Here is a 15,789-nt window from a genome sequence, read left to right on the forward strand (position 1 = left end):
TTAAGTTAAAAAGATTAAGGAGCCAGAGCTTTCACCCCGACTCCTTAATATTACTTTATAAGTTTTTAAATTATCTTAATAATTGAAGAACTTGTTGTGGTTGTTGGTTAGCTTGAGCAAGCATAGCTTGAGCAGCTTGGTTAAGAATATTGTTTTTTGAGAATGTTGACATTTCTTTAGCCATATCAACGTCTCTGATTCTTGATTCAGCTGAAGTTAAGTTTTCTGCTGATGTTCCAAGGTTTGCTATTGTATGCTCTAATCTGTTTTGGATTGCTCCAAGCTTACCTCTTTCAGTTGAAACAGATGCAATAGCTTTATCTAAAGTATCAAGTGCTAATTGTGCACCAGATTTTGAAGATACATCTACTCCTGCCATTCCTAGTGCAGCAGTTCTCATATCATTTACACCAAATGTAAGAGTTTGACCTCTGTTAGCTCCGATTTGGAATGTCATGCCACCATTTCCACCAGCTTCTGTTTGAGCTTGACTTAATCCTAAGTCAGCAACAGCAGATTTACCTACTTTATCAGTTAATGATACTGGACCACTCTCACTTATGATTTCAAAAGCACCATCTTTGGTTACATTAACTTTAACAGCTGCAATGAATCCTGGCTCTGCAGATGATTTAGCTCCTGATGATGTATTCGCAACAGTTATTGCAGCATTAATATCAGTCTGCATTAGAGCTGCTACATCAGCCATAGGATCAGTATTTGTGTACACAGCACTAGGTGTTACTTCCATAGTAACTCCATTTATTGTTGCATTATACAAATCAGTAACCGCAACAGTTGTTCCATTATAAGTACTTGCTCCTGCAGTTGTACCAGCACCACCAGCTGTCATAACTTTTGCAACACCTGCAGCTCCTACAGTTACTTTAGAGTCTACTCCCTTAGAACCGCTCTCTATAACTAAATTTGATCCATCACTGTAAGCATTTACATGAGCTACATTTTTACCTGAAGCATCAATTGCTTCATTAATTTTTTGACCTATTAATGCAGCAGCTGCTTGCTTAGTGTTTGCGTCAGTTGTAGCACCTTTAAGTACATTCTGCTCATCTGAAGTTAGATTTTGCCAATTAACTTCTATAGCAGTACCATCAATAGTTATTGTTTCTTTTACAAAGTCAGTACCAGCAGCAGCTGCATTAGTAACTGCACCTTTTACGATACCTGATGTTAGTTTTGCAACTATTGATCCTGTAGTAGAATTTTGACCAACAGATGCTCCAGAAGTTTTTAAGCCACCATTTAAAAGTTTTTGTGTGTTAAATTCAGTAGTGTTACCTATTCTATCAATTTCACTCTTTAACTGTGTAACTTCATCTTGAATTGACTTTCTATCAGCATCAGTGTTTGTTCCGTTTGCTGATTGATCAGCAAGTTCTCTTACTCTTTGAAGAATTGAGTGAGTTTCGCTTAATGCACCCTCTGCTGTTTGAATCATTGAAATACCATCTTGAGCATTAGCTGAAGCTTGGTCTAATCCTCTGATTTGTCCTCTCATCTTTTCTGATATAGCAAGACCTGCTGCATCGTCTCCTGCTTTGTTAATTCTAAGACCTGATGAAAGTTTTTCCATTGACTTACCAGCCTTACCTGCATTGATTCCCATATTTCTGTTCGCATTCATTGCGCCCATGTTGTGATTAATTATCATAATAAATTCCTCCTTGAGTTTTTAGTAGGACATCCTTGTCCTCTATTTGTTATTTATAGTTAAGCTCGCTATGAGCTCTACTAACTAATTTGTTGAAATATTGCTTATCATTTTGTCGTTGTTACTTTCTTTGTTGAATTTCATCATCCAGTTACCATCAATGATTTCATTGCATATTCAACACCAGGTTAATTTTCATCAGTTAGGCAACCTTCTGCAGTCAATATTTGTTACTTACAACTAAAAAGTTTAATGTATTTATCAAATAACATCTTATTAGCTACTTACATTTTCAACTTCTATTATTTATATCGTAGACTAAATTATATACTTTATAGTTTTTTTAAAATTATTTTATAGATTTTAATCTTTTATTCATTTCTATATTTGTTTATTAAACGTGCCTGAATTAACATAAAAGCTTTTATTATAATTATTATTAGCATTTTTAGTTATTTGTATTTTATTTAATTCTTCTTTTGTATCTTCTTTCTTTGCTTTCATTAATTCTAATAATTCATGCTGCACCTTTAATATATCTAGCTCATCACATATATTCGCAAACTCTTCAGTAGTATATTCAATCTTTTCCATATTTTCAATAACCATCTGTCTACTATCTAATAAACCATCTAATTTATTAATTTCGTCCTGTTGCAGCGCCCTAATAAGTTCTATAGTTACCTGCTTAAATTGTACTAACATTTGTGTCAATTCTTTCATAAGAATTTCTCCATTCTATAGCTTTTGCAAGCAATTTACTGTCCCCCACTTAATTGTTGTGTTAACCAATTTGATTGGGAATTCAGTTTATTCATAGCTACTTCCAGTTTTGAAAACTGCATATAAAATCTATTTTCTCTAGCTGATAGACTTTTTATCATTTCATTTATCTTTTTATCTTTCTTTATAATATCCTCAGATAATATAGATTTTATATCCCCTTTTACGCCTGCTTTTTGAATTAAAATCCCTTTTTTACCAGTTGTTCTTGTATAATCTTGTATAATATCATTTATTCTTTGAAATATACCTTGTTCGCTGTTTCTTTTATTTCTAACAATACTTGTATCACCTTCACTATATGGTATTGTAGATTGCTTTGCAAACAAGTTAGCAACCTGTTCACCTCTAGTTTCAATAGCATTTTTTAGTTTTTTCTCATCTATTATAATCTTTCCTCTTTGAGTTGTATCTGCTGAAGTTGATAACCCAATATCTGAAAGATATATGCCTTCGCCTTCTACTCCTTGAAAAAAAGCACTTCTCATTGAACTAAGCATATTGTCTAAATTTGAGTCACCCTTTAACAACCCTTGTTTAGCCTTAATTTCCCATTGTTTAATTTCATCTTCCTTCATATCTTTTTTCTGTTCATCAGAAAGTGGAAGATACTTATATTGCTTCTTTTCATCAGTTTTTCGACTGACCTTCTCTACTAGTTCATTATATTTATCTATGAACCCTTTGATTTTATCATAAGTTTTTTGAGAATTTCCAGTAACGGTAATGTTATTTGTTGTTTTTTCCTCGGTTAAGGTATAGTTAACTCCATCTATTGAAAAAGTATTACCTGGTTTTGTAACAGGAATTCCATCTGTAGAACCTGGAGGAGTTATTGTAACTTTAGCATTTTTTCCAGCTATTAGATCTCCACTAACATATGACTTTGCTATTCCATTTGCATCTTTAGTTGAATTTAATTTTAACCCTGTTAAAACACCACCCGCTACGCCCTCTGTTACCTTTAATGATGCTGACTCTCCTATTTGTAAACTCTCTAGACTAAAACTCTTTGTCAATTCACTAAAATTTAGTTTAACAGCTCCAGAAGTACCTTGGTTAATCTTATCCATTAATTGTGATATTGTATCACCCGCTAATACAGTTATCGATTTATTTGTTTGTGGAGGTCCATTATAATCAAAGGTCAGCGTTCCATCACTTATACCTAATTCACTTAATTTTGTAGTATATTTATCTATTTCTCCACCTAGCGTTGTTTTTATTTCATTTGCACTCTCTATCTTTGCTGCTGTAGCTAATTGATTTACCACCACACTATAGTTTCCAATTACAGCTCCCACAGAAGTCGTAGCGCTAACTCCAGCACCTTTCGTTGTGTCACTATTAACGGCCTTCACATCAAACCCCGCATAGTTGTTTTTACTTAACATATTAGTATCGGATTTTAAGTTATTAAAATATGTATCTGTAATAGTAGCTGTATCTGATAATATATCCCTATAAAGTTCTTGCCTCCAAGATACTATTTGTCTATCCTGTTTCATCTTATCCACTCTCATGGTATAAGGTTTCATCATTTGCTTTACAGTAGCCTCTGTATCCATCCCTGAAGCCATACCAGTAATTCTCATTTAATACACCCTCCTCTTTTATATAATTGATAGTTGAGAATTTTTTTTATACTACGTATAAAAATTTCCATTCTCCGTTCTCAATTTTTCGTCTATTTCCCGCCTTTAGATATCTTATAAGCCTCATTCCAAGTATCCCTAACATCATCAATCAGCGGGATTATCTCATTCATGATTTCTTCACTTTTCTTAATATTAGCATCCGTAAGCCTTCTTACTATAAAATCATAAACCTTCATTAAGCTTTCCGCCCATTCACCACCCTTTGCCACATCCAATGTTGCCATTAATTCATAAAATATATTTTGAGTTTTTACAATGTTTTCATGAGCCTTTTTAGCATCCTTATCTAAAATAGCTTGTCTACCTATTTTTGAAAATTTTACTGCTCCATCTACTAACATCAAAAGCAATTGCTCCTTTGATGCGAAATTCACACTATTATTTTTATAAGTATTGAATGCATTCCCATAAGCGTTCATTGCCATATCCAATCACCTCTACTTTTTAGTATCTATAAAATTCCCCATGATTCTTTGTTCTTTTTCTAAAACATCTTTAAAAACCTCTACGTCATATTGATTATTTCTAAATGCACCTACAGTTATTTTATGATTGTTCTTATATTTTAAAAGCTTACTGCTAAATTCTTGATAAGACTTTGAGTTTTCTTTAGGATTTCTATCTTTATTTACAGATATTGACCCTTTTCTATGAATTACACCAGACTTTGTAGTATCTTTAACTCTTTGTCTTATTTCAACATCAATTTTATTTAATTTAAATTCCATAATACCCCTCCCATCTTTATCCTAGTGGGTTACGCATTTTCTCTAAAAGGTTACTACTTTTCATACTGAAAATTATGCCTTTTTATCTACTAAAATACCGGCCATTTCGCACATTTTAGCTACCATATCTAGTATTTTTTTTGAGGGGATTTCTTTTATCACTTCATTGGTATTGTTATCAATTACCTTTATAATCATTTGATTAAGAACATCATGCTTTTCATACTGCACATGAGTACCTTCACCCTCTAAAAATTTATTTATTTTACTTACTGCATTTTTAACTTCTTTTTCACTATTATCACTTCTACTTAGTGAACTATTGATTTCAACAGGCTTTGAAACCACAAGATTTTCTGCAACTTTATAAAATTTATCTAAATCTGCGGATTTTTTTCCACTAATACCCCCAATATTCATGCTTGCCCCCCCTAATTTATTTTTTTAATTTTTCTAGAGTTGATGCATCAAAAACCATAGCTCTTTGGTTTTCATCTGTAACTTCTTTATAAAGTTCACTCCTTAAAATACTAATTTCCCTTGGTGCACTTATAGCAATTTTTACAGAGCCATTTTCAATTTTAACTATGGTTATTTCAACATCGTCACCTATTAATAAGGATTCGCCTTTTTTTCTACCTATTACTAACATCTATTCGTCCTCCTTGCCTCTTTCTGGAGTACATGACAATTATCACTTGTTATCCGCTTTATATAGTGGTTGTTTTATTTTGTATTTATCATTATCTAATATTAGTTGTTCCCCTAAATTTTCTTTTATATTAATAATTATAGGAGCTTTTAAATTAGTAGTCATATCTTCAATATTTGAACTTAAAGTTACTGTAGTTAATACTAATACTGCTTCAGGCGTCGCAATTTGGAGTTCTTTTATATATGTATCCGGTATTTTAAATTCGTAATCCATAAGGATTGTAAAGGGTGATACCAATACTAAACCCACTTCAGCATCTTCAATTGAGTGTAATATACTAAAAATTTCATTACTTTCTAAGGGAAAAATTATAAAGTTTTTAAGTTCCTTAAATCCCGGTAGACCTTTTTTGAACACTATAACATCTTCATCACCATATGCTCGAGCGCCATGGTACTTAGTAACTATCTCCATAATACAAATCAACTCCTTTAGTGAAAATCATTTTGCTCTCGATTTTCAATTTCCAACTCTCCACTACCTCAAGTAATCTAGCAATGAAGGCTGAAGTACCTTAGCACTAGTTTGTAGCGATGCCATATATATGGTTTGCATAGTAGCATATTCCATGGATTTTTCTGTAATATCTATATCCTCTGTTGAAGACAGGATTTCTGTCATATTAAAATTTGCATCTACATTCCTATCTTCAGCACTTTCCATTCTATTCTGCTTTGAACCAACCTCAGAACGTAACTTTAAAACATTTGTCATAGCTTTTTTTATTCCTGCTAAATCCCCCTTGATCAACTCTTTAATCTCATCAGGTTTTACTGAATCAAGATGGCTAGTAATATTACCCAGTAATTTCATAAGATTCTCATCACCTGTTCCATAATTTATAACTTGTGATGCTGTAATATTATAATCCATAGTAACTCCTTGGGACACTTCTACGAGTAGCTTGTCAGGTCCTTGGACTAGGCCTAAATCTTTAGTTGCAGCGGTATCGGAGAATCTTATAACACCTGATGCACTACTAATTTCAAATCTTCCATCAGCATTTGCTTTAACTGTAACTATTGTAGTTGGTGGTGGTGTTGTTCCATTAATACTTTTTTCAAGGATCTTAGCTGCATCCCCCATAGTTGTACCACTTTTAATATCATCAGTTATTTTTACGTCCATCGATACTCCATCTAAATACATGTTAAATGTATCACCTTTATTTACCGCTGTACCCGCATAAGCCATTTCTATCCCTGTACCTTTAGTGACCACTTTTGGTTTTAGGTTACAAATCAACTCATCATTTTTTCCACTTGCATCTTTTCCTGTTCCCGTAGGGTTACTTGTTCCGTCTGTGCCACCAAATATATATTTACCATCAAAACTTGTGTTAAGTATTTGTGATAATTCCCCCACCTTTTGATTTATCTCATCCTTAACAGCTTGTCTTTCATCTGCACCATAACTACCATTTCCAGCGGATAATAAAAGATCTTGAATTCTTCCAACTACATTCCCTACCTGTCCTAATGCTGTATCCGTTGTATCAAGCCAATTTATTGAATTTTTAATGTTACTATTATATTGTTTATTTGCATCTATCTCTGAATACATTTGCATTATTCTAGAAGCTTTAGAAGGATCGTCCGAAGGTCTTTTTATTTCTTTACCAGAGGACATTTGATTCTGAAGCCTACTCAGATTAGTTAAATTTGTTCTCATATCTCTCAAGAAATTATTTGAAAGCATTTTATTGGTTACTCTCACATCTTCACCCCTTAACAATTAAATTCTATTTTTATCTTTTTAAACCATTAATAACCAAATCTAGAAGTTCATCCACGGTTGAAATAATCTTTGCATTAGCTTGATAAGCATGTTGATATTGAATCATGTTAGCCATTTCCTCATCCAAAGATACACCTGAGATGGAGGCTCTTGATTCATCTAAATTTGCCAGTACTATTTCATGGTTTTTTACAATTCTTTTTGCCTCTTGGTTATCTACTCCTACCCTATTAACTATATCTGTAAAATAACCATCCACAGTCATTCCATTTGAATCGGATTTAACCATCATCACTCCTAAAGTAGCATCTTGCGCAAATTTACCCGTCAAAAAACCATCTCTTGTTGTATCCACATTAATGCTTTGAATCCCTAATCTTACATCTCTAAGCTTTGCAATGGCTAATGCTCTATATCCATTAGTTGCTCCTGGAGTATCACCTTGTCCAACCTTAATCTTCATAACATCATCAAGAATTTCTTTGTTAATAGAGATGTTACCTGCTGTAATTTCTTGCTCCGTGCCTCCAAGCTCGCTATTAACAAAAAACATTAACTTATCCTTCGTTGCATCACTTTCCCCGCTATGCACCGCATTTATAGAGAATGCAATACCCTTAGCTAGACTATTTAACTCATTTACATATTTATCTATATCTGCTTGCACGGACATAAATCCTTTAAGCTCTCCCGTTGCTGGAGAAAATAGTTTTAAATCAGTAAATGAAGCACCATCCTCAATTTTACTACCATCTGCTTTAATAGCATTACCCTCATTATCTGACCAAAGCACTCTACCTTGATCTAATTCTTTATATTCAGCAGCACTCAAGGTCATGGTCATAGTTACCTTATTTTTATCCGTTGCCATATTCCCGTTTTTGTAGTAAGTCACCTCATAACTTCCATCTTTACCTGGTTTTTGATTATCCTTTGGTACAATACTACTTACATAAGAAAATCTTCTTACTTCGTCATTTGGGTTAGACTTTATAAGGTATGCATTTCCCATACCTGAGGTCTCATCCGGTTTAAGATCTTCCCCACCTAATGCTTTTTTATCAATAGTTATACCAAATTTAGTACTTAACTGATCTACTAACAAATCTCTTTTATCCATTAAATCATTAGGCTCATTTCCACCAATTTTTACACTTATAACCTGTTTATTTAATTCATTTATTTGATTAAGCATACTGTTTACATCCACTACATTCTGCTTAATAGTCTTTTGGCTATTATCTTTTAATTTTATTAACTGATTATATGTATTATTTAATTCATCTGTAAGCGCTTTGGATTGTTGTGCCACTACAGTTCTTGCATTTGAACTTTCTGCACTATCTGAAAGTACTTGCCAAGATTTAAAAACCTTACTTAATAAAGTTGACACCCCTGTGTCGCTAGGCTCATTCATAATACTTTCAATTTCTGAAAGAAATTTTTCACGTCCTTCATACCAACCCGTTGTTCCATTTTCTGTTCTTATCTGATAATCTAAAAAGGTATCTCTAATTCTTACTATAGAAGAAACCTGTACCCCAGTACCTAATTGTCCTGGTCCCATGGCATTATTCATAGAAGGCATACCAAAAGGCCTTGTAGTCTCCATATTAGCTCTTTGTCTTGAATATCCTTCTGTATTAGCATTGGCTACGTTGTGACTTGTTACGTCTAGTGCTTTTTGTTGGGCACTCATGCCTCTTTTCGCTACATTAAAAGTTCCGAACAATCCTGACATTTCTTTCACCTCAACCTTATACTATTTTTTTACTTTACCATATGCATTGTAAGTCGCTACTTCTCTTGATGGATTTAATACATTTAATATTCTATTTGTAAAACTAAGTCCTTGTTTTATAAGTAACTCGTTTGTATCTTTTTGAAGTACAACTTCTTGTAATAAGTTGTTTATTTTAAAAAAATTCTTTTCAAGCTCTTTATCTTTAAATTCTTCAATTATGGACCTCATAGTTTTGCCTTCCGTAATTTTTCTTCGCTCAACTTCCATAAATGCTATATCTTTATTAGCTTTTTTAATCTTGTCTACGCAAGCTTCCATTCCAAAAATATCATTAACAACTATACATTTGTGTTGCTCTTCAAGTCTTAATAAAAGAGTTGTAATAGCTTCTATTTCATGTATTATGACGCTATTTAGTTTTTGCCTCATAACTAAACCTCTCTATCCTTCATAATGTCCATCATTCTAGTAGCCGTTAATTTTGAGTCCATCTTGTAGGTACCCTGCATTACTTCATTTCTGATAGCTTCTATCTTTGCCTCTGAATTAACTGATTTACTATCCAATGATAATGCACTTAAACTTTTTCCTACTGAGGATAATTCTATGGTATCTTTTTTTGTAGCTGCTACCTTTGATTCTGTTTTAGGTGTATTATTTTTATAGAAACTAACTACGTTATTTTTTACTCCATCTATTTTCATTCATAACCACTCCTAGCTTTTAATATCTTTATACTAAATTCACTTCTAGTTTGTTCTATCTATCTCTATTATCGTATATAATCTTTCAAAGTTTATACTCCATTTTGTTATTATCCAATATTAATAATTTGTTTACTATATGTATTTATTTTCATCTGCTTTTTCTAAGATATCATAAATATTTATAACACAAAAAAATAAAAAGGAATAAATTTTCTTTATTCCTCAAATAAAAAGGAATAAAGAAAATTTATTCCTTTTTATATCATATATATTTTTCTTTAATCTTTATTTTATATTCACTATTCAGCTATAACTTTAACTCTTTCTTCTCCACTAATTATACTAGTAATTCTAACTCCAAAATTTTCATCTACAACTACTACTTCACCGTAAGCTACCTTTTTACCATTTACTAAAATATCTACTGGTTCTTCTGCTAGCTTATCAAGTTCAATTAGTGATCCAGTTCCTAAATTCAAAATATCCCTAATGTTCTTTTTAGTTTTTCCAAGTACTACGGAAATTTCTAGTGGAACATCTAATATTAAGTCAATGTTTCTTGGAGAACTATAAACAGGAGCTTTTGTCAGCGGCGCAAAAGCTGCTTGCCTAACTTCTACTTGTGGCTGCTGTCTTTCAATAGGTTTTGCGTAGTATTCAGGTTGGGCCGGCACACTAGTATAAGCTGCTTCCTGCTCTGCAGATGTTTTAGCAGAAACCGGTTCTGGTTTTGGTGTTTTAATTTCGTTTTGCGTGTTCTCGACTTTAGGTGCCTCCGGAATTTCTTCTGTACCCATCATAATATCTACTATTTTTTTAGCAGTTTCAATTGGAAGAACTTGCATTATAGAACTATCAACTAAATCACCAATAGTCAATTTAAAAGCTACCTGAACAACTTGTTCATTTTCATCTATACTATCACTTAAGGGTGATGTATTATCATCCCATATCTTAGATTCGGGTGGTGAAATATTTACCGTTCTAGCAAACATTGTTGCCATAGATGTTGCCGCAGAACCAATCATCTGATTCATAGCTTCTGAAACAGCACTAATTTCGATTTCTGAAAGAGGTGGTGCACCTTCTATTTTCCCATCTCCACCCATCATTAAACTAGCTATAACTGCCGCATCAGTAGTCTGCATAACCAAAAGGTTTCCACCTGTAATACCACTTGTATACTTAACGTCTAAAGCAATATTAGGGATCTCATAGTTAGCTCTTAATTCTTTAAGTGTAGTTATTGAAACTACAGGCGTTGCTATATTTACTGGTTGGCCCGTTATAGTGGAAAGAGCTGTTGATGCTGAGCCCATAGAAATATTTCCAACTTCACCTAACAAATCTCTCTCAATTTCAGAAAGCTCAAATTTTTCTATAGGCTCTGAGCTCATGGCATTTTCAGAGCTTTCGCCTTGGCCTGAACTTTCGCCACCTCCATTTAAGAGAGCGTCGATTTCTTCTTGTGAAAGAAAGCCGTTACTCATAATTTTCCACATCCTTATCTATTATATCTAGTATCTCAATTCCTCTGTTTTTACCTATAATTCCAGGTTTACCTGTATAGCACAAATGTTCCTCTACAAATACTTTAATTGGACTGTCACTTGCATTATCCAATGTGATGACATCCCCCTCTGTTAATTGTAAAAATTCATTTACAGTGATGTTTGTAGAGCCTAGCATTCCTGTCATTGGAACGCTTACTATATTTAATCGATCTTTTAATTTATTTCTAGAATCATTTAGAATTTCTTCATTGTTTTCTCTAAACCAATATTGAACAACTAGTTTATCAAGTACTTTTTCAATACTTAAATAAGGTATACAAATATTTATAAATGTACTATTATTGCATAGTTCTACGGAAAAAGTAATTAGAGCAACTGGTTCATTTGGTGCTAATGTTTGATTAAGTGCAGGATTAGTTTCTACTGCCTCAATTTCTGGTTCTACTTCCAAAACATCTTCCCAAGCAAGTTTAAGATTAGCTATAAGCCCCGCATTTACATTTCTTAATATATTTATATCTATATCAGAAAACTCCTTGAGTTTAACTTTTCTAGTACCCATTCCTCCCAAAAGTATATCAATTACTTGAAAAGAGAACTGAGGATTAGTCTCAAATAATATAGACCCACTTAGTGGTGGCATTTTAAATATAGTTAAAATAGTAGGGTTTGGAATCGAATGAACAAATTCATCATAGGTTATTTGCTGAATACTTTCAATCTTAACCTTTACATTATTTCTTAGCTGTGCAGATAAATAACTTGATATTATTCTTCCATAATTATCGTGAATGAGCTCAAGAGTTCTCAAATGATCCTTTGAGAACTTTTGAGGGCTTCTAAAATCATATAACCTTATTCTATGTTTTTCCTCTTCACCCGGGAGCTGATCTGGTTCTATTTCCCCAGAAGAAAGGGCAGATAAAAGTGAATCTATTTCACTTTGCGATAATACTTCTGCCATATTCCTACCTCATTTCTCTGTATAAAGTATGATTAATATATATATATATTTCAGTAAGTGCTTACCATTTGGTAAGTGCTTACCATTTGGTAAGCTCTTATCTTTCGGTAAGCTCTTATCGTTCGATAAGCTCTTATCTCTCGATAAGCTTACCAATATCAATTAATGTAACTATTCTATCTTTAAAGTTTATAACCCCTTTAATATAGGTTTTTTTTCTGTCAGTTTCAACTTTTTCAATTAAATTTTCTTCAATTTCTAATACTTCATCAACTTGATCCACAGTTACCCCAACGGATTCTTCTTGTAGATTTAATATAATAATATTTTCTTGAGAGCCTACGCTTTTTTCAATATCTAAAAGGAGATTTATATCTAAGAGGGAAATTATATTACCTCTTAGATTAATTAAGCCCTTTATATAATCTGCGGATTTAGGTACCTTTGTAATTTCCATCATATCATTAATACTTTGAACAATAGACGCTTCTACTGCAAACTGTTCATCATTAACTTTAAATACAACTACTTGCATAATGTTATCCTCCTAGCCTATGACTTTTTTTATTGCTTCAAGTACTCTATCTGCCTGAAATGGCTTAACAATAAAATCTTTTGCACCAGCCCTTATTGCATCCATAACCATACTTTGTTGACCCATAGCGCTACACATGATTATTTTTGCAGTAGGATCAATTAATTTTATTGCTTTAACAGCTTCAATTCCATCCATATCAGGCATGGTGATATCCATAGTAACCACATCTGGTTTTTCTACTTTGTATAGTTCCACTGCTTTTAACCCATTGTTTGCTTCACCAATAACTTCAAATCCATTTTTTTCTAATATATCCTTTATCATCATTCTCATAAATGCCGCGTCATCAACAATTAATACTTTAGCCATTTTATATTACCTCCAATTAATTTACACCTAGTGAATTTAATATTTTTTCTAGTGATCCGGGCATCGGTATATAATAAAAATGCCCGCTTACCTTATGATTTTCTTGTAAAAACTGTGTTTCTAAATCAAGTACATACTCATCAAATTGACCTGATTCAATAAAAGTAGTAGAAAGTATTGCCCCCATCATGTCTACTGCAACAGCTGGCACAGAAGGCATAATAGCAAGATTGGTAAGCTTTGATATTGCATTCATAAAAGAGCTTGCAATAATATTTCCTATTTCACATAATGCCGAACTTCCAATTTCAGTTATCTCCTCCTGCTGCTCACGTAAAAGACTTGATATAATTTTTATTGCAGTTTCTTTATCTAGTGTAAACAGTATATTACCTGGTATATCTCCCAGGACTCTTACAATTACACCAATTACAACTTCTTCAACTCCATTTTTAGCAAAGATGTCATCAAAGGGAACAATATTTACTGCCGGCACGGTCATATCTACTTTTTCATTCAATAACTCAGATAAGGATGTAGCTGCATTTCCTGCACCAATATTGCCTACTTCTTGTAGTACGTCTAATTGCATAGCACTAAGCTCAGAATAATCCATATTATATCCTCCTATACTAAGGCAGCAGCATCTAGTATCAATGTAACTAGTCCATCCCCTAAAATAGTTGCGCCTATATATTCTGTTAATCCCTGCAGTGTTTTCCCTAGAGGTTTTATTACAATTTCTTGTTGTCCTAGAAGCGAATCTACTAACAGCCCTACTATTTTCTCTCCCACTCTTACAATAACAATGTATTTCTTATTTTTATTGGTAGTTTCTATTTGCAATTTTTTGCTTACCCTTACTAGTGGAATTACAGAATCATTGTAAACAATAACTTCTTTATTATTAGTTTTCTTAATCAGGTCCTCCTTGTAGTCTATTACTCTATCAATATAACCAAGAGAAATGGCCATAGTTTCATCACCAATTTTTATTAATAATGCTTGGATAATTTGTAGCGTCAATGGTAATCTTATAATAAAGGAAGTACCTTTGTCAATCTCACTTATAGCATCTACTGTTCCGCCAAGGGCAGCAATTTTAGTTTTAACAACATCCATGCCAACTCCACGTCCAGAAATATCTGTTACTTCCTCATTAGTACTAAAGCCTTGTGCAAAGATTAAATTCTTTATATCTGCGTCTGACATTCCTTCAGTATTTATACCAACTTTATTAGCCTTTGCCTTTATTTTATCAACAGCTAGCCCTTTACCATCGTCTTCTACCTTTATTATGGCCTTAGTGCCTTCTGCATAAGCTATAAGTTTAATCACACCAACAGGATTTTTCCCCTTAGCAATTCGTTCTTCACTAGATTCTATACCATGGTCTGCAGCGTTTCGAAGCAAATGGAGTAGTGGTTCACCTATTTCATCAATAACAGTCCTATCAAGCTCTGTCTCCTGTCCTTGTATTTGAAGATCCATTTCTTTTCCTAAATCTTTTGATAAATCTCTTATCATCCTTGGAAATCTATTAAATACTACTTCTAGAGGGAGCATTCTTATTTTCATAACTAAATCCTGCAGTTCTGAGGTAGCTCTTGCTACTTGTTCTAGTGTTTCATTTAAATCATTTAATTTATGAACACTACTTATCTGTTCTAGTCTTGTTCTATGAATTACAAGTTCTGAAACCATGTTCATAAACTTATCTAGTCTATCCAGTTCAACTCTCACAGATTGATGTGCTTTTTTGTGAACTACCGCTTCTTTTTTATCTTCTTTACCTTTAACCTCCATAGTTGCTATAGCTTTTGGAGATTCTTCTATACTTTTAATTTTCACTGATTTATCAGGCAAGTTATCATTACCAATTTCAACGTCAACATTTTCAACCATTACCTTTTCCACTTCAGAAATACTTAATAAATTATCAATAACTTCATCTTTTTCTTTATTAGTAATATAGATTAAACTTATTTCAAATTCAAAGTTTTCATTTTCTAAATCCTCAGCTCCTGGTATGGATTTTATTATTTCACCAAATTCTTCTAAGCTCTTAAAAATAAGAAACGCTCTTGCTGACTTAAGCAGGGTATTTTCACTTAGTAAAATCTTTATTTCATAGGCATTGTACATTTTATCCATAGCTTGTTTAATAACATTAATGTCATATTCATTAAGGGTAATTCGCTCAGCCCCATTATGATTACTATCCTTAGTTACAGCTATTTCTTTTTTCTGATTATCAGCAGTTCCACTTCCTTCTGCTATAGAATGTAGATCATCTATTATATCATCAATGGAAAGCTTCTCAGAAATCCCCTCTGATATATTATTTACCATTTTTTCTAGTGTATCTAGACATCTAAATAGAACAGTTACTACCTTTTCTGTTACTTTAAGCTCACCTTCGCGAAATTTAGAAAGAACATCTTCCATTTTGTGTGTTAATTCAGCCATTTGACTAAATCCCATAGTTGCAGCCATACCCTTTATGGTATGAGCTACCCTAAATATTTCATTTAGTTTGTCCATATCTTCTGGTTGTTGTTCTAAAATAAGAAGTGCTTCATTCAATGTCTGCAAATTTTCCATAGATTCTTCTAAAAACATTGACATATATTGTGATGTATCCATTTTTTCCCCTCCTT

The 15,789-nt window shown here is 32.8% G+C and carries 18 protein-coding genes; all 18 read right to left on the reverse strand.

Going from position 1 to position 15,789, the window contains the following annotated elements; all coding sequences use genetic code 11:
* Positions 1 to 70: 70 nt before the first annotated feature.
* The 18 genes from ACREV6_RS22900 to ACREV6_RS22985 all read right to left on the reverse strand — a co-directional run bounded on the left by ACREV6_RS22900 (position 71) and on the right by ACREV6_RS22985 (position 15,775).
* Positions 71 to 1,672, reverse strand: a complete 1,602-nt coding sequence (locus tag ACREV6_RS22900; protein ID WP_431580355.1) for a flagellin N-terminal helical domain-containing protein — start codon at positions 1,670 to 1,672, stop codon at positions 71 to 73.
* Positions 1,673 to 2,053: 381 nt separating this feature from the next.
* Positions 2,054 to 2,395: a flagellar protein FliT gene (gene fliT / locus ACREV6_RS22905; protein ID WP_431580356.1), complete on the reverse strand. Its 342-nt coding sequence runs from the start codon at positions 2,393 to 2,395 to the stop codon at positions 2,054 to 2,056.
* 35 nt (positions 2,396 to 2,430) lie between these two features.
* Positions 2,431 to 4,050, reverse strand: coding sequence for a flagellar filament capping protein FliD (fliD, locus tag ACREV6_RS22910; protein WP_431580357.1), 1,620 nt, complete (start codon positions 4,048 to 4,050; stop codon positions 2,431 to 2,433).
* A gap of 92 nt (positions 4,051 to 4,142) precedes the next feature.
* Positions 4,143 to 4,538 carry a flagellar export chaperone FliS gene (fliS, locus tag ACREV6_RS22915; protein ID WP_431580358.1) on the reverse strand — a complete coding sequence of 132 codons (396 nt, stop codon included), beginning with the start codon at positions 4,536 to 4,538 and terminating at the stop codon, positions 4,143 to 4,145.
* Between the two features lie 12 nt (positions 4,539 to 4,550).
* A complete protein-coding gene (locus ACREV6_RS22920) occupies positions 4,551 to 4,841 on the reverse strand; it encodes a hypothetical protein (protein ID WP_431580359.1) in 291 nt (96 codons plus the stop codon).
* A 72-nt stretch (positions 4,842 to 4,913) separates the two neighbouring features.
* The gene (locus ACREV6_RS22925) at positions 4,914 to 5,261 is read right to left on the reverse strand and encodes a flagellar protein FlaG (RefSeq protein ID WP_431580360.1); all 348 of its coding nucleotides are present in this window, start codon (positions 5,259 to 5,261) and stop codon (positions 4,914 to 4,916) included.
* A gap of 16 nt (positions 5,262 to 5,277) precedes the next feature.
* Positions 5,278 to 5,493, reverse strand: coding sequence for a carbon storage regulator CsrA (csrA, locus tag ACREV6_RS22930; RefSeq protein WP_431580361.1), 216 nt, complete (start codon positions 5,491 to 5,493; stop codon positions 5,278 to 5,280).
* Between the two features lie 42 nt (positions 5,494 to 5,535).
* The gene (fliW, locus tag ACREV6_RS22935) at positions 5,536 to 5,970 is read right to left on the reverse strand and encodes a flagellar assembly protein FliW (protein WP_431580362.1); all 435 of its coding nucleotides are present in this window, start codon (positions 5,968 to 5,970) and stop codon (positions 5,536 to 5,538) included.
* A gap of 63 nt (positions 5,971 to 6,033) precedes the next feature.
* Positions 6,034 to 7,272: a flagellar hook-associated protein FlgL gene (gene flgL / locus ACREV6_RS22940; RefSeq protein WP_431580363.1), complete on the reverse strand. Its 1,239-nt coding sequence runs from the start codon at positions 7,270 to 7,272 to the stop codon at positions 6,034 to 6,036.
* Between the two features lie 31 nt (positions 7,273 to 7,303).
* Positions 7,304 to 9,034: a flagellar hook-associated protein FlgK gene (flgK, locus tag ACREV6_RS22945; RefSeq protein WP_431580509.1), complete on the reverse strand. Its 1,731-nt coding sequence runs from the start codon at positions 9,032 to 9,034 to the stop codon at positions 7,304 to 7,306.
* Positions 9,035 to 9,055: 21 nt separating this feature from the next.
* On the reverse strand, positions 9,056 to 9,466 hold the full coding sequence (locus ACREV6_RS22950) for a flagellar protein FlgN (RefSeq protein ID WP_431580364.1): 411 nt from the start codon (positions 9,464 to 9,466) through the stop codon (positions 9,056 to 9,058).
* A gap of 2 nt (positions 9,467 to 9,468) precedes the next feature.
* The gene (gene flgM / locus ACREV6_RS22955; protein ID WP_431580365.1) at positions 9,469 to 9,741 is read right to left on the reverse strand and encodes a flagellar biosynthesis anti-sigma factor FlgM; all 273 of its coding nucleotides are present in this window, start codon (positions 9,739 to 9,741) and stop codon (positions 9,469 to 9,471) included.
* A 302-nt stretch (positions 9,742 to 10,043) separates the two neighbouring features.
* Positions 10,044 to 11,234, reverse strand: a complete 1,191-nt coding sequence (fliY, locus tag ACREV6_RS22960) for a flagellar motor switch phosphatase FliY (RefSeq protein ID WP_431580366.1) — start codon at positions 11,232 to 11,234, stop codon at positions 10,044 to 10,046.
* Complete coding sequence (gene fliM, locus ACREV6_RS22965) at positions 11,227 to 12,222, reverse strand: flagellar motor switch protein FliM (RefSeq protein ID WP_431580367.1); 996 nt, start codon at positions 12,220 to 12,222, stop codon at positions 11,227 to 11,229. The genes fliY and fliM overlap by 8 nt, the downstream gene beginning before the upstream one ends.
* A 133-nt stretch (positions 12,223 to 12,355) precedes the next feature.
* Positions 12,356 to 12,757 carry a chemotaxis protein CheW gene (locus ACREV6_RS22970; protein ID WP_431580368.1) on the reverse strand — a complete coding sequence of 134 codons (402 nt, stop codon included), beginning with the start codon at positions 12,755 to 12,757 and terminating at the stop codon, positions 12,356 to 12,358.
* Between the two features lie 12 nt (positions 12,758 to 12,769).
* Complete coding sequence (locus ACREV6_RS22975) at positions 12,770 to 13,129, reverse strand: response regulator (protein WP_431580369.1); 360 nt, start codon at positions 13,127 to 13,129, stop codon at positions 12,770 to 12,772.
* A gap of 16 nt (positions 13,130 to 13,145) precedes the next feature.
* Positions 13,146 to 13,745 carry a chemotaxis protein CheC gene (locus ACREV6_RS22980; RefSeq protein ID WP_431580370.1) on the reverse strand — a complete coding sequence of 200 codons (600 nt, stop codon included), beginning with the start codon at positions 13,743 to 13,745 and terminating at the stop codon, positions 13,146 to 13,148.
* 11 nt (positions 13,746 to 13,756) lie between these two features.
* Positions 13,757 to 15,775, reverse strand: coding sequence for a chemotaxis protein CheW (locus ACREV6_RS22985; RefSeq protein ID WP_431580371.1), 2,019 nt, complete (start codon positions 15,773 to 15,775; stop codon positions 13,757 to 13,759).
* Positions 15,776 to 15,789: the final 14 nt, after the last annotated feature.

The organism is Clostridium sp. (assembly GCF_050717515.1).
GTDB lineage: Bacteria > Bacillota > Clostridia > Clostridiales > Clostridiaceae > Clostridium_AD.

What these genes read in the sequence shown, in the direction of transcription:
- ACREV6_RS22900 (WP_431580355.1), bottom strand. Translation starts at nt 1,672, where the DNA reads ATGATAATTAATCACAACATGGGCGCAATGAATGCGAACAGAAATATG.
- fliT (WP_431580356.1), bottom strand. Translation starts at nt 2,395, where the DNA reads ATGAAAGAATTGACACAAATGTTAGTACAATTTAAGCAGGTAACTATA.
- fliD (WP_431580357.1), bottom strand. Translation starts at nt 4,050, where the DNA reads ATGAGAATTACTGGTATGGCTTCAGGGATGGATACAGAGGCTACTGTA.
- fliS (WP_431580358.1), bottom strand. Translation starts at nt 4,538, where the DNA reads ATGGCAATGAACGCTTATGGGAATGCATTCAATACTTATAAAAATAAT.
- ACREV6_RS22920 (WP_431580359.1), bottom strand. Translation starts at nt 4,841, where the DNA reads ATGGAATTTAAATTAAATAAAATTGATGTTGAAATAAGACAAAGAGTT.
- ACREV6_RS22925 (WP_431580360.1), bottom strand. Translation starts at nt 5,261, where the DNA reads ATGAATATTGGGGGTATTAGTGGAAAAAAATCCGCAGATTTAGATAAA.
- csrA (WP_431580361.1), bottom strand. Translation starts at nt 5,493, where the DNA reads ATGTTAGTAATAGGTAGAAAAAAAGGCGAATCCTTATTAATAGGTGAC.
- fliW (WP_431580362.1), bottom strand. Translation starts at nt 5,970, where the DNA reads ATGGAGATAGTTACTAAGTACCATGGCGCTCGAGCATATGGTGATGAA.
- flgK (WP_431580509.1), bottom strand. Translation starts at nt 9,034, where the DNA reads ATGTCAGGATTGTTCGGAACTTTTAATGTAGCGAAAAGAGGCATGAGT.
- ACREV6_RS22950 (WP_431580364.1), bottom strand. Translation starts at nt 9,466, where the DNA reads ATGAGGCAAAAACTAAATAGCGTCATAATACATGAAATAGAAGCTATT.
- flgM (WP_431580365.1), bottom strand. Translation starts at nt 9,741, where the DNA reads ATGAAAATAGATGGAGTAAAAAATAACGTAGTTAGTTTCTATAAAAAT.
- fliY (WP_431580366.1), bottom strand. Translation starts at nt 11,234, where the DNA reads ATGAGTAACGGCTTTCTTTCACAAGAAGAAATCGACGCTCTCTTAAAT.
- fliM (WP_431580367.1), bottom strand. Translation starts at nt 12,222, where the DNA reads ATGGCAGAAGTATTATCGCAAAGTGAAATAGATTCACTTTTATCTGCC.
- ACREV6_RS22970 (WP_431580368.1), bottom strand. Translation starts at nt 12,757, where the DNA reads ATGCAAGTAGTTGTATTTAAAGTTAATGATGAACAGTTTGCAGTAGAA.
- ACREV6_RS22975 (WP_431580369.1), bottom strand. Translation starts at nt 13,129, where the DNA reads ATGGCTAAAGTATTAATTGTTGATGACGCGGCATTTATGAGAATGATG.
- ACREV6_RS22980 (WP_431580370.1), bottom strand. Translation starts at nt 13,745, where the DNA reads ATGGATTATTCTGAGCTTAGTGCTATGCAATTAGACGTACTACAAGAA.
- ACREV6_RS22985 (WP_431580371.1), bottom strand. Translation starts at nt 15,775, where the DNA reads ATGGATACATCACAATATATGTCAATGTTTTTAGAAGAATCTATGGAA.